Source organism: Marinobacter alexandrii (assembly GCF_005871205.1).
Lineage (GTDB): Bacteria > Pseudomonadota > Gammaproteobacteria > Pseudomonadales > Oleiphilaceae > Marinobacter > Marinobacter alexandrii.
In genome coordinates, this window is the sequence record NZ_SWKM01000012.1 from 430,253 (window position 1) to 450,659 (window position 20,407).

21 protein-coding genes are annotated in these 20,407 nt (G+C 55.9%); 14 read left to right on the forward strand and 7 right to left on the reverse strand.

Features of this window, described 5'->3' with window-relative positions; translation table 11 throughout:
* Nucleotides 1–61: 61 nt before the first annotated feature.
* Both FCS96_RS08895 and FCS96_RS08900 read right to left on the reverse strand, forming a co-directional pair.
* Nucleotides 62–694: a tRNA-uridine aminocarboxypropyltransferase gene (locus tag FCS96_RS08895; RefSeq protein ID WP_228264059.1), complete on the reverse strand. Its 633-nt coding sequence runs from the start codon at nucleotides 692–694 to the stop codon at nucleotides 62–64.
* Complete coding sequence (locus FCS96_RS08900; RefSeq protein ID WP_228264060.1) at nucleotides 673–1,272, reverse strand: DUF6231 family protein; 600 nt, start codon at nucleotides 1,270–1,272, stop codon at nucleotides 673–675. The genes FCS96_RS08895 and FCS96_RS08900 overlap by 22 nt, the downstream gene beginning before the upstream one ends.
* A 231-nt stretch (nucleotides 1,273–1,503) precedes the next feature.
* On the opposite strand from FCS96_RS08900, the gene FCS96_RS08905 reads away from it, so the two are divergent.
* The 12 genes from FCS96_RS08905 (at nucleotide 1,504) to FCS96_RS08960 (ending at nucleotide 13,413) form a co-directional block, all read left to right on the forward strand.
* Complete coding sequence (locus FCS96_RS08905) at nucleotides 1,504–1,734, forward strand: hypothetical protein (protein ID WP_138440001.1); 231 nt, start codon at nucleotides 1,504–1,506, stop codon at nucleotides 1,732–1,734.
* Nucleotides 1,735–1,767: 33 nt separating this feature from the next.
* Nucleotides 1,768–2,208, forward strand: coding sequence for a TadE/TadG family type IV pilus assembly protein (locus FCS96_RS08910; RefSeq protein ID WP_138440002.1), 441 nt, complete (start codon nucleotides 1,768–1,770; stop codon nucleotides 2,206–2,208).
* Nucleotides 2,209–2,231: 23 nt separating this feature from the next.
* Nucleotides 2,232–3,086, forward strand: a complete 855-nt coding sequence (cpaB, locus tag FCS96_RS08915; protein ID WP_138440003.1) for a Flp pilus assembly protein CpaB — start codon at nucleotides 2,232–2,234, stop codon at nucleotides 3,084–3,086.
* Nucleotides 3,076–4,251, forward strand: coding sequence for a type II and III secretion system protein family protein (locus FCS96_RS08920; RefSeq protein ID WP_138440004.1), 1,176 nt, complete (start codon nucleotides 3,076–3,078; stop codon nucleotides 4,249–4,251). The genes cpaB and FCS96_RS08920 overlap by 11 nt, the downstream gene beginning before the upstream one ends.
* A gap of 4 nt (nucleotides 4,252–4,255) precedes the next feature.
* The gene (locus FCS96_RS08925; RefSeq protein ID WP_138440005.1) at nucleotides 4,256–5,455 is read left to right on the forward strand and encodes an AAA family ATPase; all 1,200 of its coding nucleotides are present in this window, start codon (nucleotides 4,256–4,258) and stop codon (nucleotides 5,453–5,455) included.
* A gap of 12 nt (nucleotides 5,456–5,467) precedes the next feature.
* Complete coding sequence (locus FCS96_RS08930; protein WP_138440006.1) at nucleotides 5,468–6,673, forward strand: CpaF family protein; 1,206 nt, start codon at nucleotides 5,468–5,470, stop codon at nucleotides 6,671–6,673.
* Complete coding sequence (locus tag FCS96_RS08935) at nucleotides 6,670–7,587, forward strand: type II secretion system F family protein (protein ID WP_138440007.1); 918 nt, start codon at nucleotides 6,670–6,672, stop codon at nucleotides 7,585–7,587. Before FCS96_RS08930 ends, FCS96_RS08935 begins: the two co-directional genes overlap by 4 nt.
* Nucleotides 7,580–8,461, forward strand: a complete 882-nt coding sequence (locus FCS96_RS08940; RefSeq protein WP_138440008.1) for a type II secretion system F family protein — start codon at nucleotides 7,580–7,582, stop codon at nucleotides 8,459–8,461. Before FCS96_RS08935 ends, FCS96_RS08940 begins: the two co-directional genes overlap by 8 nt.
* 236 nt (nucleotides 8,462–8,697) lie before the next feature.
* Nucleotides 8,698–9,207 (forward strand): tetratricopeptide repeat protein, encoded by a 510-nt coding sequence (locus tag FCS96_RS08945; RefSeq protein ID WP_138440009.1) that lies wholly within the window; start codon nucleotides 8,698–8,700, stop codon nucleotides 9,205–9,207.
* A complete protein-coding gene (locus FCS96_RS08950) occupies nucleotides 9,204–9,473 on the forward strand; it encodes a hypothetical protein (protein ID WP_138440010.1) in 270 nt (89 codons plus the stop codon). The genes FCS96_RS08945 and FCS96_RS08950 overlap by 4 nt, the downstream gene beginning before the upstream one ends.
* Nucleotides 9,460–11,271, forward strand: coding sequence for a hypothetical protein (locus FCS96_RS08955; protein ID WP_138440011.1), 1,812 nt, complete (start codon nucleotides 9,460–9,462; stop codon nucleotides 11,269–11,271). The genes FCS96_RS08950 and FCS96_RS08955 overlap by 14 nt, the downstream gene beginning before the upstream one ends.
* A 147-nt stretch (nucleotides 11,272–11,418) precedes the next feature.
* Nucleotides 11,419–13,413 carry a diguanylate cyclase gene (locus FCS96_RS08960; RefSeq protein WP_171040711.1) on the forward strand — a complete coding sequence of 665 codons (1,995 nt, stop codon included), beginning with the start codon at nucleotides 11,419–11,421 and terminating at the stop codon, nucleotides 13,411–13,413.
* A 14-nt stretch (nucleotides 13,414–13,427) separates the two neighbouring features.
* On the opposite strand, the gene FCS96_RS08965 is transcribed toward FCS96_RS08960, so the two are convergent.
* Nucleotides 13,428–14,750 (reverse strand): DASH family cryptochrome, encoded by a 1,323-nt coding sequence (locus FCS96_RS08965; RefSeq protein WP_138440013.1) that lies wholly within the window; start codon nucleotides 14,748–14,750, stop codon nucleotides 13,428–13,430.
* 100 nt (nucleotides 14,751–14,850) lie between these two features.
* Entirely contained in the window at nucleotides 14,851–15,438 is a 588-nt protein-coding gene (locus tag FCS96_RS08970; RefSeq protein WP_138440014.1) for a TetR/AcrR family transcriptional regulator, read from the reverse strand.
* 87 nt (nucleotides 15,439–15,525) lie between these two features.
* Between FCS96_RS08970 and FCS96_RS08975 the strand changes: the two genes are divergently transcribed.
* Nucleotides 15,526–16,638, forward strand: coding sequence for an S-(hydroxymethyl)glutathione dehydrogenase/class III alcohol dehydrogenase (locus FCS96_RS08975; protein WP_138440015.1), 1,113 nt, complete (start codon nucleotides 15,526–15,528; stop codon nucleotides 16,636–16,638).
* Between the two features lie 42 nt (nucleotides 16,639–16,680).
* On the opposite strand, the gene FCS96_RS08980 is transcribed toward FCS96_RS08975, so the two are convergent.
* On the reverse strand, nucleotides 16,681–17,727 hold the full coding sequence (locus tag FCS96_RS08980; RefSeq protein WP_138440016.1) for a peptidoglycan -binding protein: 1,047 nt from the start codon (nucleotides 17,725–17,727) through the stop codon (nucleotides 16,681–16,683).
* Complete coding sequence (locus FCS96_RS08985) at nucleotides 17,724–18,452, reverse strand: MotA/TolQ/ExbB proton channel family protein (RefSeq protein WP_041340689.1); 729 nt, start codon at nucleotides 18,450–18,452, stop codon at nucleotides 17,724–17,726. The genes FCS96_RS08980 and FCS96_RS08985 overlap by 4 nt, the downstream gene beginning before the upstream one ends.
* Nucleotides 18,453–18,614: 162 nt before the next feature.
* On the opposite strand from FCS96_RS08985, the gene FCS96_RS08990 reads away from it, so the two are divergent.
* Nucleotides 18,615–19,571 (forward strand): AraC family transcriptional regulator, encoded by a 957-nt coding sequence (locus FCS96_RS08990; RefSeq protein WP_138440017.1) that lies wholly within the window; start codon nucleotides 18,615–18,617, stop codon nucleotides 19,569–19,571.
* An 8-nt stretch (nucleotides 19,572–19,579) separates the two neighbouring features.
* On the opposite strand, the gene FCS96_RS08995 is transcribed toward FCS96_RS08990, so the two are convergent.
* The gene (locus FCS96_RS08995) at nucleotides 19,580–20,386 is read right to left on the reverse strand and encodes an IclR family transcriptional regulator (RefSeq protein WP_138440018.1); all 807 of its coding nucleotides are present in this window, start codon (nucleotides 20,384–20,386) and stop codon (nucleotides 19,580–19,582) included.
* Nucleotides 20,387–20,407: the final 21 nt, after the last annotated feature.

Here is a 20,407-nt window from a genome sequence, read left to right on the forward strand (position 1 = left end):
TCAGCCCGTAAAGGTGCTCAATGGCTTTGAAGGGGGGCTACGTTGGTGAGCGAACTGTTGGTCAGGGGTCGCCAGGTTTCTGGTAGTGATTCCTCAGTTCCGGTGGAATCTGGGCCAGTTGTTTGTCCACCAATGCGGCCATGGCGGTGTCGATCGGCTGAACGTCCAGGCCGGGCTCCAGGGTTTTCAGCAGGTAGGCGGCCGCCTCTGCGGTCGATAGATGGTGCTCGGCGGGTGCCTTGCGGATCACGTATTGGGAAGCCGGTGGATGGGCGAAGTGAAATCGGGGCAGGGTGGCAAGCTGTGGATTCAGGTGCAGGATCTTCGCAGCCTTGCGCCAGGTGCCGTCCAGCAGCAGCCAATGGCTGATGGCGCTGGTGTCGGCTTCCTCAAGAAGTTGGCTGGTGGGGCCGGGAAACAGCACGGCACTGTTCCCATTCAAGTCTGCAAGACTTAATCCGGCCCGCTGCAGTTGCTTGGGGGATTCGCCCACCACAACCTGCACCTGGTCCAGGCAGCGTTCAAGAATTCTGAGGGTGCCCTTGCTGCGCCCCACCTCCGACGGGTGTTGTATTACCGTGATCGGGATGCGATTGGCCACCGCCTGGCACTGGTCGCACACGCAAATGTTGGTGTGCAGCTGGCAATGCGGGCAGATGAATCGTTGCCGGTTCACCACCAGGCCTTGCCCCACATCTCCGGGTTGGCCCAGTTGTCGGGATTGTTCCAGGCGCGTTTGTGGTTGTAGGTGTCGAGGTTGTAGGTATATAGGATAGACGATTTGCCATCACAGCTTAACTCGGCTTGGCGGCGAAACCCGAGCGCAATAAAGTCTGTGAGATTCCAACCTTTCGCCGGTTCTACAACCACGGCAATCTGGTGCGTGCCGTAATTTCTGAGTTGCCCGAGAAAAAGCTCACCCTGGTCCCTCGAAAGATGTTCAAGTACGCCGGTAATCAGTGCCAAATCCTGGGTTTCTGGTAGCGGGAAGGCATCGCCGACCGCCGTTTCGGTTAATGTTATTAGGTGGCACGCGTCGTTGTGTAACTTCCAGTTCTTGCCCGCTTCCTCTGCCAGCGCGCCACAAACCAGCAGCGTGGACGGTTGAACCACATCGACAATTCGTGCGATGGCTTGATGGGGAGTGGTCATAGGTTTCGGACCTGGACTTGATGATGGCTTCAGTATCCCATTTGCCTCCGAAGGAAGGCAATAGTCACAAAAATCAGACTCTTGGGCGATTAATTCTTGTAATTCTGCATTGGCCGGCATAACCGGTGCGCATGTCAATTCGGGTCATATATTAAAAGGGGTTGGACAGGTAACGCCGTACCTGAAATAACGATGTCGCCGGGTGGGCTGGGTTGCTACATCCTTTTGCATTCATTCCGACCCACGCATGACGGTAACTATTCGAAACATAAAATAAAAAAAATACTGTCGTCATCAAAGTCACATTTGCTCTACCTTAAAACGTGTAATCCACATTCGAAGGATTCAGTCATGATTATGAAAAAAATAAAAAGCATCTCAATTCGTCTGGCCGTCAATCTGCAAACCAGGACATTGACCATGGGGTCCCGACAGAACGGGGCTTCCGCACTCGAGTACATTGTGCTTGCAGCTGTGCTGGTTGGGATCCTCACCATTGCGATGACCAACGACACCATCAAGACGCAAGTGTCTAACGCCTTCTCTGGCTTGTTTACCGACGCGGCGACTGCCGGCAATTAAAGCGGTCCCGGCTGTTTGAGCAAGGGGAGAATTATGAGGCGCAGTCGTGGTGCAGTGGCTCTGGAATTTCTGATCCTGTTTCCCATGGTTGTTGCCATGCTTTACGGGGCAACGGCATACGGCATCTTGTTTTTCGGCAAGTATGAAATGCAGGGCGTTGTGGATGTCGCCGCCTCGTCAGCATTGCGTTTGGACCGGGCCCACTTCTCTTCCGACGGTCTCTCCGACCAGATCGTAAACACCGCAAACGCAACTCTGCAGCGGGTATGGGATTCGCAAGACGAGAGACTGACGGCGGGAACGGAATCTATCCAGTGCGGTGTGGTGGAAACGGTTGACATCAGCTATCTGAGCTGTGCCGTCTCCCGCAACAATCTGGAGGCGCCGATGGTTCCCCAGCTAACGTTTGGTTTCTTGGGGAAGTTCCCCCCCATGCCAGAGACGATGCGTGCGGAAGCAACGATGGCCTTCTAGATTTAGAAGACTGAGGCGCAACAATGAACAAGCGACTGATATACGCGCTGCCAGCTACAGCATTAGCGCTGGCGGCGCTAGGGTTGGCCATTTTTGGCCTGTTTTTTGTCGAACAGCGGCCGACATTTCCATCGCAATCTCAGGTTGCCGTGCCGGACCAGTCGACAAGCAAGCCGGAGTTCCGTTACCTGGTCGCCAAGCGGGCTTTATCTCCTGGTGATGTAATGGAAAAAGAAGGATTCGTTTCGGTTTCTGCTGCTGACCTCGTGCCGGATGCTATTCCTGCTGAGCAGGCGCCCTTCGGCGAAGCCATCAAGACTTCGCTGGCAGCCGGCCAGACACTCACCGCAGCCAGCATGCGAAACGACAGTGTGCTGGAAACCCTGGTTCCGCATGATCATCAGGCAATGGCTATTGGTGTAGATGATGTGTCAGGCGTGGGAGGCTTGTTGCGGCCTGGTGACCGGGTGGACGTGACCGCGTCTTTCCGGCGGTCTGATAAAGACAAACCCGCGGCCCTGAAGCTCTTGGACAGTGTTTTGGTGCTGGCCGTCAAAGGCGTTCCCTACAATGGCGAAGCCGGGGAAGATAACGACTCCCGCCGCAATAATACCGTTGTGTTGTCGGTTCCTGAAGCGCAGGTATCACGGTTATTGCTCGCTGCCAGTGAGGGCAGTCTTCGGTTGGTGGCGGTTTCTCCGAAACAGGTCGAAACGGCCAAGCCAGGAGAGGAAAAACAGATAGTCAAAGCGGTTTACCTGGACGATCTGTTTCCATCTGCCCCCAAAGCCAAGCCTGTTAGGCGATCTGTGAGACCACCTTCTACCAGAGTCAGGGTCTTCGAAGGAACCGAATCGAGGAGTGTTTATGTACGCTAAGCCGGTTGCCATTTGGATAGCCGCACTGCTGATGGGGAGTCTGGCAGCGGTCTTCTCCGCGTCGACCTCTGGTAGTGAGACGGTGGACGGAGCTCCGGTAAAGCTAGGCGATGGAGAGCAAAGAGTAATGACCTTTCCGGGCACACTGGTAAAGGTGGCAATCTCAGATCCTGACGTTGCCGGCGTCTCGATTTCCGGTGGCAGCGAGTTGTTGCTGACCGCCAAGTCCCAAGGTTCAGCAACTTTGTCAGTTTGGCTTAAAGGCCGCTCGCAGCCGTTGCGCTCTTTGGTTGTTGTGTCGGCCACTTTGGGTGAAAAACTGCCCTTTGGAACCCAGGTACAGACAGATATTCGCATTGTCGAAGTGAACCGAAGCGAATTGAATGAACTTGGGATGTACTATTCCAAGCTGTTCAATGGTGGGCAGTTTGAAGCCTCTTTCGCAGGAACAAGTTCGGTCGCTCCAATACCTGGGAGAGGCCAGGCTATTACATCAAGTGGCTTCAGTTTTTTCCGATTTGGAGAAAATTCACTCAGTATTATTAATGCCCTGGAATCCGGGGGCTTCGCCTACACCCTGGCGGAGCCTTCACTGGTCACGTTGAGCGGGCAAAACGCTACCTTTCTTTCAGGAGGTGAGTTTCCGATACCTGTGCGCAGTGATGACGACGGTGTCCAGGTGGAATTCAAACAATTCGGTGTCAGCCTCAGCCTGACGCCAACCGTAGTGGATCAGGGGCAGATCATTTTGAAGGTTGCCCCTGAGGTCAGTGATCTGGATGAGACAGCCGGTGTAACGGCCAATGGTATTACCATTCCCGGTTTACGGGTTCGCCGGACTGAAACCACGGTTGCCATGGGCTCTGGCGAAACGTTCATCATCAGTGGTCTGGTTACTCGCAACACCTTTAACAACAGCGACCGCATCCCGGGGCTAGGCAATCTGCCAATACTCGGAGCGCTGTTCCGGTCCGACCGCGTATCACGGGAAGACCGTGAGCTGATTATGGTGGTTACGCCTCATTTGGTCAGTTCAGGCCGGAAGGGTAGTGGCAAGCTGGAAACCATTGCTCGGGACTACCATCACAGCAGCACCGAGTGGGCGGACATGGCGATAGATTCGAGCCCTGGTGAGCGCCCCATAAAACATGGATTGAGTTGGTGACCCCATGAGCAGAGACGAGATCCTGGTTTGTGTGGCGGATGACATTGGCATCCGGACTTGGCTGGAGCGAACGCTCGACGGCATGTGGCCGGTGGAGTTTGTAGCTTCGTCGGACCTTTCCCGTGTCAGCCGTTTGGTGGAGGCTACCGGGAGCCGCTTCATTATGGTGGCGGCGGATGAGAACAACGCGAGTAAGGCTCTAAGGATTATCAGCGCGCTCACCACGGAGCGTGAAGGTCTTGCGGTAGTGTCGCTGACCCGCCGGGTGAACCAGGACTTTCTGTTGCGCAGCATGCGTGCCGGTGCCCGGGATTGCTTTGTCGTCATCAGCGATGGTGAGGAAATACGCACCCGGGTCCAGCATTTCCTGCAGGTTACACCTGTCCAGGTGGCTTCAGGCTCTCAGCCTGCCAGTGGACGAAAGAAGATAACTCTGGTGACCGGTTCCAGCCCGGTTGTTGATGCGCGTTTTTTCGCACAGAACCTGGCATTTACCAACAATAAGCTGTTTCCGGACGCCCGGATCCTTGCACTTGATACTACGGCGACGGATCGACACACCTTTTATCTCGATAGCAAAAATAGGGTCACGCTGGAAAGCCTGTTACAGCACCCAGAATCTCTTGACCAGGCAATGATCGAGACAGCATTGGAGGAGTACGCTCCCAATCTGCGTTTGCTGTCAGGCAAACTGTCGCCGGAAGCCCTCGGTGAAGATCGCAACGCGGATTTGTTCATTGCTGTCAGCCAGTTAATGAGTATGTTCGACAACATCATCATCAATGTTGATCCTGTAGTTGCGGATTTCTGGATAGGTGCAGTTGGGTTGCACGCTAAGGAGCTGCTGATGGTTGTCCAGCCCATCGTCGAGCAGGCTCACGAAGCGCGTCGACAACTGGATAGTTGGCGTGGTCACATGACAGCTGACTGTCGGAAATCCATGGTCGTGGACTGCTATGACAAGAAAGGTTCACCTTCCTTAGGTGAACTTGAACGAGCGGTTGGTATTGATTACATCGGCAACTTGCCCCTGGATTGGACCAGCCGCCTGCTGTCAATCAATGCTGGCTTGCCTTTGCACAAACTGCCCCAGAGAAGCCATTATCAGAGCCGGTTTGAGACCCTCCTGAAACGATACGCGATTAGCGAAAGCAAGGACGGTTACGGTGTCGTAGCACGGAAAAAACTCTGGCGGGCCGGCTGAGGAGACGATTGAGTGGCTACCCGAATCGACCAGGAATATCAGGAGCTGAAAAAGCGTGTTCACTATTATCTGGTGGAACGTTTGGATGAAGAAAGTCTCGAAGTCGCTAGGATCGAGCGTGGAACCCTTTATGGGTTTGTGCAGAACAATGTGCAAAGTTTCGTTTCCCAACATCGTATGCCGTTGTCTGCGCAGGATCTGACCCTACTGATCAGGGAAACTTTCGACGAGGTGGCCGGCTTTGGCCCGCTGGAGCCGCTGCTATCGGACGAGACTGTTAACGATATACTGGTTAATGGTCCCCAGGATGTGTTTGTCGAGATTTCAGGCGTACTGCAGCGTGCCCAAACACGTTTTATAGATGACGACCATGTTACCCGGGTCATTCGCCGCATCCTTGCTCCTTTGGGGCGTCGCCTGGATGAGTCCAGCCCTATGGTGGATGCTCGACTCCCGGACGGCTCAAGAGTTAATGCCATTATTCCTCCGATTGCCCTGGATGGGCCCTCCATAAGCATCCGGAAATTTACTCAGAAGCATCTGACAGCACAGGATCTGGTAAACGCGGGATCCATGACCTCAGAGTGTCTTGATACGCTGATGTCCCTGGTGGAAACCCGCCGTAATATCCTGATCAGCGGCGGTACTGGTACCGGCAAGACAACCATCCTGAATCTTTTGAGCCAGTACATTCCCCGAGATGAGCGGGTGGTGACAATAGAGGACTCCGCTGAGTTGCAGCTGAATCATCCTCATATTGTTCGGCTTGAAACGCGACCCGAGAACACGGAAGGCACCGGGAAGGTCTCTGCGAGGGACCTGGTTATCAATGCGCTGCGAATGCGTCCTGACAGGATCATTCTTGGCGAGGTGCGGTCAGGTGAAATCATCGAGTTGTTGCAGGCGATGAACACGGGGCATGAAGGTTCAATGAGTACGATTCACTCCAACACGGCCAGAGATGCGCTTGTTCGCATAGAAACTCTGTTGGCGGTGAATGGGTATGACGCGGGTGAGCGAGCCATCGGCCGCCTGATCGGTTCATCACTGGATGTCATCGTGCAACTGTCCAGGTTACCCAGTGGTCGACGATTTATCAGTGAAGTGGTCGCAATGAAAGCCGTACCGGATGATCCGTACAAAATGGAAACCCTCTATTGCGCCGAGCAGGAGACTGTTGACGGGATATCGAAACTGACCGGGGAGGTGCCTGGGTGAGCGGCCAGGCGTGGTTAACCAGCGCTCTATTGTTGGGCGTACTGGCTACCTTGCTTGTCATCATACAGTGGGCTTGGGTGCGTCTGCGTCGTAACCGGCAGATCCAGCAGGCTATCAGAACCCGGCTGACGCCTGCTACGGAAGGCTCGGGTCTCGGTGGTGCCAGGGTTGACCTTGGCCCACTGGAGAAGCTGATGGTGCGGGCGGGCATCGATTGGAGTAGGCGGCGCCTGGTGATGATTTCGTCGACCTTGCTGCTCGCGTTATTCGCTATTGCGGTCTCACGGGGCACGGCTGTTTTAATGGTTGTTCTGTTTTTCGTTGTGATTGCGATCGGGGTCTGGTGGCGTGTTCGCTTTCAGAAGCAACGCCAGATTATTCATGAAGAGCTTCCGGGTGTTGTGGACGGGGTGTTACGGAACATGGACGCCGGCAGGTCGTTGGAGCACTCTCTGGTGGTCTCATTTGACGAGTCGTCGCCAGTGTTCAGTCCTTTGGTGTTCAGACTTCGTAATGCCGTTGAAAGCGGCCGTGAATATACCCGTCTGTTCGAGGATTTTTCAGAGCTTTATAAGGTTCCTTCCTTGGTGCTGGTGGCGATCGCCCTGCGCACGACCTCCCGATTTGGCTCCTCGGTCCGCCCTGTGCTGGAACAGGTGTCTGCCTCATTGAGGCTGCAACAGGCAATCCGGCGTGAGTTCCTGGCGGCCAGTGCAGAAACCCGTTTTACCGCTCTTACTTTTGCCATTCTGCCCCCGGCATTGGCCACGTTTATGGTGTTGGTCAACGAAGAGTATTCCAACGTGCTACTTAATACCTCCACCGGGCATTCACTGCTGTTAACGGCCGGCCTGCTTCAGCTGATAGGCATGTTTGTGATCTGGCGCATGATTCAGGGAGTGGGCCGTGGCTGATCTCTGGTTTTTCCTATCGGCTGCAGCCGCCCTGCTGGCGGTCTGGATGGCCGGCTATCTGGCCCCGCGCTGGGCACTGAAGGCAAGGGTTCATGAACGCCTTGTGAACCGGGGAAGCAATTTGGATGTGGCGGGTAAAGAGGATATCTCCGGCATTCTGGCAGATTTGGGCGAGAGCTTTACCAGCTTGTCAGCCATACAAGGTGACTACGAGGATATGGAGGCTGCGCTGGAGACGACTGGGCGAAATCGGCAGCAGAGCCAGGCAACCTATATGTGTTTGTGCTGGCTACTGCCGCTTGTGGTGATTGTTCCGGGCTTTATGATTGCTGGTCCAGGCACGGGGATGATCATCGCAGGGGTTGCGTTTGTCTTGCCCCGCAGGGTGATCCGAACGATGGGAGCCAACGCCGAGAAAACACAGAACCTCGAAGCGATTGAGTTGTGTCATATGACACGGATGTTGATGGAGGCAGGTTTGTCGATCGAAAGGGCACTGCGGCTCATTGCTGCTCAGGCGCGACCAATCATGCCCCACTTGGCGGGCCGGCTGGATCGATTCAACCGTGTAATGGAAAGCGGTGCCGATCGCTCGGCTGCGTTGGACGATTTAGGCCGAAACCGACGAATTGTGGTGTTGCGGAGTTACGTAAGCTTGATGAAACAAAGCGGCACTTTAGGCGCCGGAGTCACGACCAGCCTGGATCAGATTATAAGGGAAGCGCAACAAACCGCTCGTAGCCGGATAAACGAGGAGACCAACAGGATTGGCGCCAAAATGACCATCGTGATGATGGTATTTCTGTTGCCTGGACTGTTCCTGTTGATCGGTGGGCCAGCGGTGATGGCTATTGTCGAAACGATAAGTCGCTAGGGCGCTTATCCGCTATTTATGACGCATGAATAAAACCCCCGCCTGGAGACATTATGGCAGCATGCAAACGGACTAGTCACTGGGGAATCGGCCTTCTGGCCATTTCACTGACCCTCACTGGCTGCTCAACTTTAGATACAGGTGGCCGTCAGATTGCAGACACATTGCCTAAGGTGAGCTGTAAAACGACCTTGCAGCCGGAACATCAGTTGCACTTGGATGCAGTGGATTCCCTGATGTCCAGGTCTCAGCCTTACGCGGCCTTGGCCAGGCTCGAGAGTGAAGAGCTTGCAACTGAACAGCACTGGTTACGGCGGGGGCAGTTGCTGGCTTCAACCAACCAGATTGCCGGTGCCGAAGACATTTTCCATGCGCTGTCGGCCAGTTGTGATTCGGCAATGGCTTACCATGGATTAGGCCTGGTATATCTGAAGCGGAGCAGGTTGGGAGAGGGGGTCAATCAGCTCAGAAGGGCCCGCGAAATGGAGCCATCATCGGCCGATGTACGCAACGACTATGGCTACGCCTTGCTGTTAAGCGGTGAATACTACGATGCGGTGTTCGAGTTACGGACTGCACTTGAACTGGCCGGCGGCGAAGGTGCAGTGCGCCAGAATCTGGCGGCCAGCTATATCATTACCGGAGATAGGGCGGGCCTTGCCATGCTCCGGGATCAATACGACCTGTCCATGAACGAACTTGCCCATGCCGAAAAACTTGCGAACAGCATCAGGAGTAAGAAATGAAATCAGTTGTCATGCTGTGTCTGATTCTGTGGCCGCTGTCCGCGTTTAGTCAGGAACGGTTCGAGTATGGAGTGTCCAACTCAATTGTCGCGATTGAGCCAGTGCCGGAAGCGCGTGCCATTCTGAACCGGCAGGCAAAGTCCGGTGCACCAGAAAAAAGTGAGTTATCGGTCCAGGCCTATGTGGATAGTCAGGAACGCATTGCTGATACTTTCCGGCGACCGATACCCGATAGGATAGCGGAGTTCGCCCATGGGGACGATTGAGCATTTGCGGTGCCAGAGAGGCGCGCTGATTTTTCTGACGCCATTGGTTATCTCGGCAATCGTTCTGTTAATGGTGTTGGCATTGGATGGCGCACGTCTTTTCATGCTCAAATCGGAACTGCAAAGCCAAGCTAATGCCGCTGCCGGTGCGGCCTCCAGTGAAAGTAAGACCTGCGGGGGTGACAATGTCAGCCCTCAGCGAATGCTGGATCGGGCCCTGGCGGGAGCGCGGGTCCAGGGATTCGAAAGCGAAGCGGGATCGTTGACCATTGAGCCCGGTAAGCTGGAGCTCAAAAACGATGGCACGCTCATTTTTCGGCCAACGGGCATCGATCGGAGTGATTCAGCGTTGGCCGTTATTCGCCGCAGTGAACCCATCTCGAGAATTCTGCCCGACCTCTTTGGCAGCATTGACCTAGAGGTGAACGCGGCGATGCGCAAGCAGGTCGTGGGAACATTAAGTGCTGCAGGCTCGACCGCCAGCATCGATGACGGTTTGCTAGGTTATCTTATCGGCGCCCTGCTGGGCGAAAACAACTACACCTTAGACATTGGCGACCTGGATAGCCTTGAAAATTCGCTGCTGACAGTGGGGGAACTCCTGCGCGCCGCCGACGTTGATAGCCTAGAGGATTTATTGCCGCTGAATGGCGATCATCTGGCGTTAGCCGTTCGGGATGTAGCCGGCCACTCATCGCCGGTAGGTGAATTGGCGAATGATCTATTGTCTGCTGCAGGTGTAGAGACTGTTGTTATCGGTGACCTGATACACACCTCGGGAAACGTCAGTGTGCCGGAAAATACCTCCATTCGGGCATACGATCTCTTAGTGGGTCTGGCCATCAGTGCTGCGAGGGATCAGCAGACACTTAGCGGTGAGCCGATTAGTGTCAATGCGCCGTTTGAGGACTTGGGGCTTCCCTTTATTGATGAGATTAATGAACGCGAAGTAGAGTTGAGCATCGTGATAAACCAACCGCCCACGATAGCCATAGGTCGAGCCCGGCAGGACGGCAATGGTGTTTGGGAAACCCGGTTTCACGCTGCTGATATTGGTTTGGAAATGAAAGCGTTGTATCAGCAAACCGGGGGCAAAGAGGAGGGCGTGTTGTTGCCGGGTGTTCGTTATACCTTTCTTGAGACACCTTTGAGCCTCGCTATTGCCCTGGGCGGTGGTTCCGGCGAATTGGTGGCCGCCAAGTGCGCGCGAGGGGTGGGGAACAGCGTAACGCTGGTGGCGGACATACGCCGGGCTCCCGCGGTACTGGGCACCGGTATCCTTGATGGAGCGGGCGAATTCCAACTGGAGCGCCAGATCAAATCCCTGACACTGACAACGTCTATCCTTGGTCTTGAGCAGCCCCTCGCTGATGTGGACATTGAGTATACCGTTTTGGGAAGTATCACAGTGCCGGGAGAACGGCGTGTGTTCGACGATTATAAACTCAATTGTAGTGGTGACAGTTGCCGCGTTACTGACTTCAGCAATGCCGAAGATGCTGAGGAGGCGGTAGATGCCAGGCTGGAACCGGTCGTCCATGATATCAACATAACGCTGATCGATGATGAGGCTGTAGACGAGCCAGACGAGACTGTGCTGGAAGATGCGCTTCGAACGCTGGTTGAGGAAGGGTTGTCCCCCACTGTCGAGGCTGTGGGTTACAACATGCTGAACGTGTTAGTAAAACCGACAGCGGAATCTCTCGGAATCAGCTTTGGCGGCGTACAGGTTAGTGTCGATGCGGCAAGGCAGAGTGGAACCCAGCTTGTCGAGAACGTGGAGATTATTAACCAGTAGCATACAAACTTAGAAGTAAGCGACTAGGGCCGCTCACATATGAACCCGGATGTACTAAATGTATTCACATGGATGGCTCAGTGGTGGCCGGGCTCTGAATCAGGCCTTCTTGCTTGGTTGTCTGTTGTTTCGGCGCTATTAGCCTTCATGCTCGTCTATCTGTACCTGAGATACTGGCGCCTGAACCGACGGGTACAGGGGCTGAGTCTTGAGATGGGTTCTGCAAACCGCTCGTTGCACAATACTGACCGGGACCTCCGCACGTTGTTTGATCAGGCCAACGTTGTGGTCATGTTGCTAGACCGTTCCAACAAGTCTGTCCTGTATGCTAACCAGACCGCCATGACAGCATTCGGCGCGAAAACCGTAGAGAAGCTTACTACGGAGGTGATGCACAGGCCGGACGCCTGGCCAGCGGCGCCATACAGCCTGTCGGATTTTGAAGACTTCATCGACAAGACGGGGCGCTCGGGCCTGAAGAAATTCGAGTGGTATTTTGAACCCGAAGGCCGCACTCCTGTCTGGCTCGACAGTTCATTGTCTGTTATTTCCTACCAGTGCGGGCAGGCCCTGATGTTCACTGGCGTGGACATCACTAACCGAAAATTCTCCGAAAAAGTCGATTATTATCGCCATTTGGCTATGAAATCCATGGCTAACAATAAAGGGCTGGATGTCACTCTTGATCATCTTACGGCAATGGCGGAGGTCAGTATGGCCGGTGCTCGTTGTGGACTGATGGTGCGAGATGTGGAAGGGGGCAGGTTGCGCTGGGTTGGTGGGCAATCGTTACCTGAGGTTTTGCGGGAGAGTTTGGATGGATTGCCTGTCGCCTTCGGTGCTGCCAGCAGTGGCACGGCTGTGTACATTCGCGGGCGAGTAGTCTCGACGGATGTGCATAACGATGACCGGTGGGAGGGTTATCGAGACGATGCAGAGAAGGCGGGTTTTCGGGCCTGTTGGTCCGAACCTGTTATCGGCAGCACAGGCGAGATACTTGGTACCTTTGATGTTTATCATGGCGAGCCCTGGGCGCCGGGAGATGATGATATCGATGCCCTGACTGATCCCATCGCGATTGCCAGTCTGGCCATTGAGCGACACCAGGCGAAAGTGCAGCTGGAACACATGGTGCTCTCGGAACAAATGGTTCGTCGCGTCAGTACTGAGTTGCTAACGCTGGGCCCGGAACAGACCGATGAAGGCCTTAACAGAACCTGTCGGACCCTGGGCGAATTCTTCCGAGCCGACAGAGTGTTCCTGTGTCAGCTCGACGACGTTAGCCGGCAGATGTGGCTCAGTCATGAGTGGGCCGATGAGGGGGTTGGTTCCCTGCGCCAGGACTCGGTCAAAAAGTATCCTGAGATTACCACTAGCCTGAATAAGATATTTGAGCACAGGCCCACCGTGATTTTTTCGCCTGAAAGCGAGATTTTGCCGCAATTGGAGTTCCTGGGCGAGCTACTGGCATTGGAACGCGGGCAATCTGTTTTGCTGGCCATGGTGCATAGGGGTGACAGAGTGTCTGGCATTCTCGGGGTTCAGATGACCGCCTCCGTAAATCCCTGGACTCCTCAGCGATCGCAGACCGCGGAGCTGATGGCGAATCTGTTTGGCAGTGCACTCAGCCGCGCCCAGCTACTGAATTCGCTGACCTACCAGGCGGTGCATGACCAACTGACCGGGCTCTACAATCGACACAAGATTGAAAGCTTCATGGATCAGGAGGTGGCGCGCTGCACTCGGTACGGCAGCACTTTTTCACTGATCATTTTTGATCTGGACCACTTCAAGTCGATTAATGATCGTTTTGGTCACAATGAAGGCGATGAAGTGTTGTCCGGTGTGGCCTACCTGGTCAATAAGGGCCTCCGTGAGTCTGAAATCGCGGGTCGGTGGGGCGGTGAAGAATTTTTGATCATTCTGCCTGAAACTTCACTGGAGTTAGCTATACCTGTTGCTGAGCGTCTGAGGGGCATCATTGAAAGCCACCGTTTTTCAATTCCCGAGCGTATAACGGTCAGCATAGGCATTGCCGCCTTTAACCAGGGTGACACGCCTCACGATATCATCCAGCGCGCTGACGCAGCCTTGTACAGCGCCAAGGCCGCTGGCAGAAACTGCGTGAAATCAGATTTTTGAACCCTGTGCGCAGGTTACAATGGCCAATCTGCGGCATCGATCGTATGCAGCCCCACCGGTTGCTTCGAGTTACCGTGCCAACGCTTAATGAACTCACCAACCGGGTCAAACTGGCGCATCTGCTTGTCCAGATCGAACTGCCGTAACCCGCGGGGATCGGCGCCCACACCAGCCAGGTATTGCCAGTTGCCGTAGTTGCTGGCGACATCATAGTCGATCAGCTGCTGCTCGAACCATGCCGCACCGTAGCGCCAGTCCAGTTCTAGCTCGTTGACGAAACAGCTGGCTACCAGTTGCCGTGCACGGTTGCTCATGTAACCGGTTTCGCGGAGTTGATTCATGGCGGCGTTGACCAGTGGGTACTCAGTATTGCCCTGGCACCAGGCCATGAACCGGTGGCCGTAGAAGGTCGCCTGCCGTTTCTTGCGCTGCACCCCGTCCCGCCGGAACAGATTGGCGCCGTGTTTCAGGGCGTACCAGTAGTAATACTCCCGCCACAGCAGTTCGAACCAGAGCCAGTAGGTTGATTCGTTGCGGGTCTCGGTGCGCTCGTACTCGGTGATGCTGTCTGCCACTTCCCGCGCCGATAGGCAGCCATTGGCTAGCCAGGGCGAGAATTTCGACGACGCATCCCACGTGTCGAGTTCGTTCCGGGTCTCTTTGTACTGGGCGATGCCGTGGTCGACGAACAGGAATTGCTTCAGCTGTGCCAGCCCCATCTCTTCGCCACCCCGGAATGGCAGCGGATGCTGTGGATCGGCAATAGCCGGGCAGTCCCCGCGATTGTCCTCCGGGAACCCTGGCGGTGGTGGTAGCGAGGTCAGGGTGCGAATACGGAGCCGCTCGGAACAGCGCTCTCTGGTTTTTTCCACCTGTTTGCGAAACTGCGAAAAAGTGTCCGGCAGCTCGCTCAACGCCCTTGGCAGCGAGCCTTCGGTAAATAAGCTCAGGGTCTCGAATTGCTGGAACAGGGTGTTTGGCAACTGCTCCTTGAGACGCTGCCATTGCCCGGCTTCCTGGATGCCGGGCTGGCGCGATCGGATGATCCGGGCAACGCGGTGTTCGTGGGCCAGTTTGGGCAGGACCGTTTCCGGCTCGCCGTAGGCGATGTGCAGCCGTTGTCCCAGCGCCCGCAAGCTGCGCTCAAGGCCCATCAGGCTTTGCCAGAGGAAACGCCAGCGGTGGGTACCCATTGCGCGGGATTGCAGGGGGCCAGGGGCAAACCAGCGCGGATCCACCACGTAAACGCAGAGCAGGACATCGGATTTCGACGCCGCCAGCAGGGCAGCGTTATCATGCAGGCGCAGGTCCCGGGTGAACCAGTAGAGGGTGTGCAAGTCGGTGCGCTCCTTTCTAGTCTTTGGCCAGTCTTCCGGCCAATCTTCAGGTGCTGAGATGTACGCCCTTAAGCCGGCAAGAGATTATTGCCTGGTCAGATTAGGCAATTCCCAGGCACTGTTTGAAGAACACGCGCACGAACCGCTCCAGCGGCTCCGTGGATTTGACCACCTTGGATCGGAGGATTGCACCTTCCCATCCGGAGAGCAGCAGGCTGGCCGCATCCGAGGCATTGATGGAGGAATCAATGGCGCCGGCGGCCTGTCCCTCGGCAATGCAGCGCTCGAAACGCTGTTCCCAGCCTGAGAACACCCGATTCAGCCGCAGGCGGAAAGTTTCATTCTGACCGGCCAGTTCCTGGCCCAGGTTGCCGATCAGGCAGCCGCTGGTGTACTGGCAGTTGGCCATGGACTCAAAGCCGGTGTCAAAGTAGGCCCGCAGCCGATCAACACAGGAACGGCTGGAATCGCTGAGAATCCGATCCAGCGTTGTGTCGTATTCCTGTGCAAAGTTATCAATGACGGCCAGGCCGAAATCGTTCTTGCTGCTAAAGTAATGGTAGAACGAGCCCTTGGGCACGCCAGCTGCCGTCAGGATGGCGTTAAGGCCGGTGGCACTGAAGCCTTTCTGGCCGATCAGCTCGGCGCCGGTCTGAATGATGTGATTGCGAGTGTCGTTCGATTGCATGGATGATAGATTAGACCGGTCGTCTAGAGTGAGTCAAACCAGGCACATCCGAGATATTCCCTACCACCGTTTCAGAGGAGATTGCCCGTGATTAAATCCCGCGCCGCCGTGGCGTTCGAGGCCAACAAGCCGCTCGAGATCGTCGAAGTCGATGTTGCCCCGCCCCAGCAGGGCGAAGTGCTGGTTCGCATTGTCGCCACCGGCGTCTGCCACACTGATGCCTACACTCTCTCAGGTGCAGACCCCGAGGGCCTGTTCCCGACCATCCTTGGCCATGAAGGCGGTGGTATCGTGGAAGCGGTTGGCCCCGGCGTAAAAGACCTGGAAGTGGGTGATCACGTGATTCCGCTGTATACCGCCGAGTGCGGCGAGTGCAAGTTCTGCACCTCCGGCAAGACCAACCTTTGCGGTGCGGTTCGCGCCACCCAGGGCAAGGGAGTGATGCCCGATGGCACGTCCCGGTTCTCCTACAACGGTGAGCCGCTGTACCACTACATGGGTTGCTCCACCTTCTCTGAGTACACCGTGCTGCCGGAAGTATCACTGGCCAAGATTCCCAAGGAAGCGCCACTCGACAAGATGTGCTTGCTGGGCTGTGGTGTGACCACCGGCATTGGCGCCGTGCTGAACACCGCCAAGGTGGAAGAGGGCGCCACCGTCGCCATCTTTGGTCTGGGTGGCATCGGCCTGGCGGCCATTATCGGCGCCACCATGGCCAAAGCCGGCCGGATTATTGCCATCGACATCAACCCGGGCAAGTTCGACATCGCCAAACAGCTGGGCGCCACCGACGTGGTCAATCCCAAGGACTACGACAAACCGATCCAGGAAGTGATCGTTGAGATGACCGACGGTGGTGTGGATTACTCGTTCGAGTGTGTGGGCAATGTGCAGCTGATGCGCTCGGCCCTGGAGTGCTGTCACAAGGGCTGGGGTGAATCCATCATCATTGGCGTGGCCGGTGCCGGCGAGGAAATCAGCACCCGCCCGTTCCAGCTGGTGACCGGACGGGTCTGGAAAGGCTCCGCCTTTGGCGGCGTGAAGGGCCGGACCGAACTGCCGGGCTATGTGGAAAAGGCCGAGAAGGGCGAGATCCCGCTGGATGTGTTCATCACCCACGAGATGCCGCTGGAAGACATCAATAAGGCGTTTGACCTGATGCACGAAGGCAAGAGCATTCGTACCGTCATTCACTTCTAAGCAGAGTCGATCAGGGCGGAGTAGCACCCGCCCTGATCACTGCTAGCGATCGGTCAGCTTGAGCTCGATGCGCCGGTTCTTTTGCAGCGCGTCTGGCGTGGTGCCGCTGGCCACCGGGAAGAACTCGCCAAAGCCGGCGGCGACCATGCGTCTCTCCGGCACCCCCTGAGCAGCCAGGTAACGCACCACCGCCACTGCCCGAGCAGTCGACAGCTCCCAGTTGGAGGGGAACTGCGGGGTATTGATGGGAATCAGGTCGGTATGGCCGTCAATCCGCAGGATCCAGTCAATGTCGCCGGGAATGGCGGCGACCACATCGAGCAGCACTTCAGCCAGCTTATCCAGCTCCCGTTTTCCCTCTTCGCCCAATTGCGCCGAACCGGAGGCAAACAGCAACTCCGACGGCAGCAGGAAGCGGTCACCGACCACCCGGATGTTTTCATTGGTGGCCAGGATGTTCCGCAACCGGGCGAAAAATTCAGACTGATACTGTTCCAGTTGATTTACCCGTTCCGCCAACAGGGTATTCAGCCGGCGGCTGACATCTTCCAACTCATCCTCCTTCTCTGCGGTTTCCTCCTTCTGTAGCTTCAAGGCCGCAGTGATTTGCCGTAACTGGGCCTGCAGGGAGGCAATCTGATTCGACAGCCGCAGAATCATCGCCTGCTGGCTGGCGGATAGCTGATCCTGCTCTTCCAGTTCCTCGTTCATACTGGCCAGGCGCGCAGCCCGGGCCTCGGCGTCTGCGGATTGCTGCATCAACTGGTTCCGCGAGGCGTCCAGGCGTGCCTGCAGGTCCTCATTGTGAGCCAGGGAATCGCTGTAATCGTCCTGAACAGCGGCCATCTGCTGTTCCAGAGCCTCGGTCTTGCTCTGCTCCAGCCCCAGCAACTGGGAGATTTCATTCAAACGCTGGTTCAGGCGGGCCAGTTCCGTGTTGCGATCGGACAGAGTCTGGGACAGGTACAACTGGCTAACGACATAGACTAGCAGCATGAAGATCACCAGCATCAGCAGGGCCGACAGGGCATCCACGTACCCCGGCCAGACGTTGGTGGCACTGCGGCTGCGGCGCTTGGAGCCGATCATGACTGCAGGCTGTCTTCATCCACGATGTCCACCAGATTGGTGACACCGGTAAGCCATTCCTCTAGGCCGTCATAAAACCGGTTTTGGGCATGGCCGGCCTGGATGTCCAGAAACCCCAGGATCAGCGAGCCGCCAAGCCCCAGCAGGGAGGAGCTGAAAGCGGTGCCCATGCCCTGCAACGGGGTGAGCAGGCCGGCCTGGAGATCGGCAAAGACCTTGCCGAAATCGCCCTGGCCCATGTCCAGGTTGGTGATGACCTCACCCACCGCATTGATGGTGCCCAGAAGCCCCCAGAAGGTGCCGAGGAGCCCCAGAAAAACCAGCAGGCTGATGAAATAACGGGTAATTTCCCGCTGTTCGTCCATGCGCGAGTGAATGCCGTCAAGCACCGTGCGCAGGGACAGAGTGGAGAGCTTGAAGCGGTCCCGCTTGGATTCCTCGCCCAGTTGCCGGGCCAGGGGTTTCAGCAACCGGGGCTCCTGCAGCACCGACAGCCCCGAGTGGCCGGTGCGGAACTGGGATATCCAGCGCATTTCCGGGAACAGCACGAACACCTGCCGGTAGGTCAGCCCGATGCCTACAATCAGAACGCCCACGATCAGCAGATTGAAAACCCAGTTCGCCATGAACGCGGTCATCAGGGGTTTGTGAATGAGCACGCCGACGATCAAGACCACCGCCAGGAACAATGTCATCCAGAAAAGGGTGTGTTTGGGATTGCTCATAAACACCGCCAGTGTTCGGAGGAAGTATCAGGAAAACATAGCACAGGGTGGTGGGAATGGCGGGTGGGGAAATGAGAACTGCGGGCAGAAAATTGATTGTTGATTGATCGATTTAGTTTATATAAAGTGAACGCATTAATAATAAGTAAACAGAGTTGCGCTATGTTTGGAAATACACTTGCCGGTAACACCGTTTTTAGTGCCGCCTTTCCAGAAGAGGTGTCGGGTTTCGTCAATGACCACATCGGGCAGCATCGCCTGGAGCTCAAGAGTGAGAGCCAGGCCGCCTCCAGTCTCAGTTTCCGGGAGTTCGCGGGGTTTGGGCTCTCCCGAATCAGCTACGGTAATGAAGTGCGGGTCAAGAGTCCGGAACTGGAATCGATTTACCACTTCCAGATCGTTACCCGGGGTGAGTGCATTTGGCATCAAGGGCCTGACCGCCTGCGCCTTCAGGCTGGTGAGGCTATGATGGTGAATCCCTATGAGAAGATCGATCTGGAATACTCCCCGGACTGCGAAAAGGTGATCATCAAAGTTCCGGAAGACGTACTCTGTTCTGCCAGGCCCCTCGGTCGTACCGGCGCCCCCGAACAACCGCTTCGTTTTGAGCGCAGTCCGGTAAACCTGAAACTTTGCCCGTCTTTGCCAAGCATACTGAATGCGGTCTTCTTGGAGCTTGAGGAAGGGGGTGATGACGACATCCGATTGGTGTCCGCACCCTATCGTGAAATCATCCTGAAGAAGTTATTGACGGTGTTTCGCAGTACCTGGACGGTGGACGATGACCAACCCGTTTTCTCGCCTGCCGTTGCCCGGATGATTCATTATATTGATCAGAATCTGAAGCAGGCCATTGATGTGGATGAGCTGTCCGCGGTCTCTAACATGAGCGTCAGGTCCATCTACAACGCGTTTTCGAAAAGCTTTTCGACCACCCCTAAGTGCTATGTGAAACAACGAAAGTTGCAGCAGTTACGAGCGGATTTGCTGACCGGTCGATGCCGTAATGTCACCGAGGTTGCCCTGGATTACGGGTTCAGCCACCTTGGTCGCTTCTCGTCGGACTATCGCAAGATGTTTGGTGAACTGCCCTCGGAAACCCTGCGTATGGTCGGTTAATCCCGGCCTTATTCCTGCTCTGTCACTCTTTGCTGCCCGCAGATTTGCCGGGTGACCTTGTCCGCACACTGCCTGACCTGCTCGAACAACGGTGATCCTTCGTTGATGTCGGTATCCCGGGCAAGGCCCAGCAGCGTAATGACCGTGACAATGGACCCGTTAAGGTCATACACCGGCATGCTCAGGACATTGATTTCAGGCAGGTAGTCGCTGAAAAACGCGCAGTAATTCTTTTGTTTGATTGCTTCCAGATGGACTCCCAGCTGCTCCCGGGGAATGTCTTTACCGCGGTGTTTCGGCAAGTTGCTGGACTGTTTGTAAAATTGATCAATAATTTGGCGTCGACGCTCAAGCGGCAGGGCAGCCAGGAAAATGCGACCCGACGCCGAATTGAGTGGCGACAGCTCCGCGCCCAGGCGCACGTTGACCGAAATTGGCATGCTTGAGTCCAGCCATTTGATCACCAGCGGACCGGACCCGTTCCAGACCGTTACCGAGACCGTTTTGTCGGTGTCTTCGTTGAGTTGGTCTACCGCCTCGTAGGAAAGCTGGATCGGATTGATCCGGCGCAGGGCGGAGATACCCAGTGTCAGACTGGAATTGCCGAGGGTGTACTGGGCCTGATTGACCTGATTGATGTACCCCTCCCGCAACAGGCTGACCAGGTATTTGTGGGCCCGGCTGGGTGAGAGGTCCAGCGCCCTGGACAGTTCTTTAAGAGACGGTGGTCGTGCTGCGTTGGCGATGTAATTCAGGATGTGCAGGCCGATTTCGAGAGAACCAATTCCTTGCCGCTTGGGGCTTTCGTCAGTCATGTAGGCCGTCGCTATGAAGTG

Coding starts and splice junctions, on each gene's coding strand:
- FCS96_RS08995 (WP_138440018.1), bottom strand. CDS start 20,386: ATGACTGACGAAAGCCCCAAGCGGCAAGGAATTGGTTCTCTCGAAATC.
- FCS96_RS08955 (WP_138440011.1), top strand. CDS start 9,460: ATGGGGACGATTGAGCATTTGCGGTGCCAGAGAGGCGCGCTGATTTTT.
- FCS96_RS08905 (WP_138440001.1), top strand. CDS start 1,504: ATGATTATGAAAAAAATAAAAAGCATCTCAATTCGTCTGGCCGTCAAT.
- FCS96_RS08910 (WP_138440002.1), top strand. CDS start 1,768: ATGAGGCGCAGTCGTGGTGCAGTGGCTCTGGAATTTCTGATCCTGTTT.
- FCS96_RS08980 (WP_138440016.1), bottom strand. CDS start 17,727: ATGATCGGCTCCAAGCGCCGCAGCCGCAGTGCCACCAACGTCTGGCCG.
- FCS96_RS08925 (WP_138440005.1), top strand. CDS start 4,256: ATGAGCAGAGACGAGATCCTGGTTTGTGTGGCGGATGACATTGGCATC.
- FCS96_RS08990 (WP_138440017.1), top strand. CDS start 18,615: ATGTTTGGAAATACACTTGCCGGTAACACCGTTTTTAGTGCCGCCTTT.
- FCS96_RS08970 (WP_138440014.1), bottom strand. CDS start 15,438: ATGCAATCGAACGACACTCGCAATCACATCATTCAGACCGGCGCCGAG.
- FCS96_RS08920 (WP_138440004.1), top strand. CDS start 3,076: ATGTACGCTAAGCCGGTTGCCATTTGGATAGCCGCACTGCTGATGGGG.
- FCS96_RS08950 (WP_138440010.1), top strand. CDS start 9,204: ATGAAATCAGTTGTCATGCTGTGTCTGATTCTGTGGCCGCTGTCCGCG.
- FCS96_RS08985 (WP_041340689.1), bottom strand. CDS start 18,452: ATGAGCAATCCCAAACACACCCTTTTCTGGATGACATTGTTCCTGGCG.
- cpaB (WP_138440003.1), top strand. CDS start 2,232: ATGAACAAGCGACTGATATACGCGCTGCCAGCTACAGCATTAGCGCTG.
- FCS96_RS08945 (WP_138440009.1), top strand. CDS start 8,698: ATGTCCAGGTCTCAGCCTTACGCGGCCTTGGCCAGGCTCGAGAGTGAA.
- FCS96_RS08900 (WP_228264060.1), bottom strand. CDS start 1,272: ATGCCGGCCAATGCAGAATTACAAGAATTAATCGCCCAAGAGTCTGAT.
- FCS96_RS08960 (WP_171040711.1), top strand. CDS start 11,419: ATGCTCGTCTATCTGTACCTGAGATACTGGCGCCTGAACCGACGGGTA.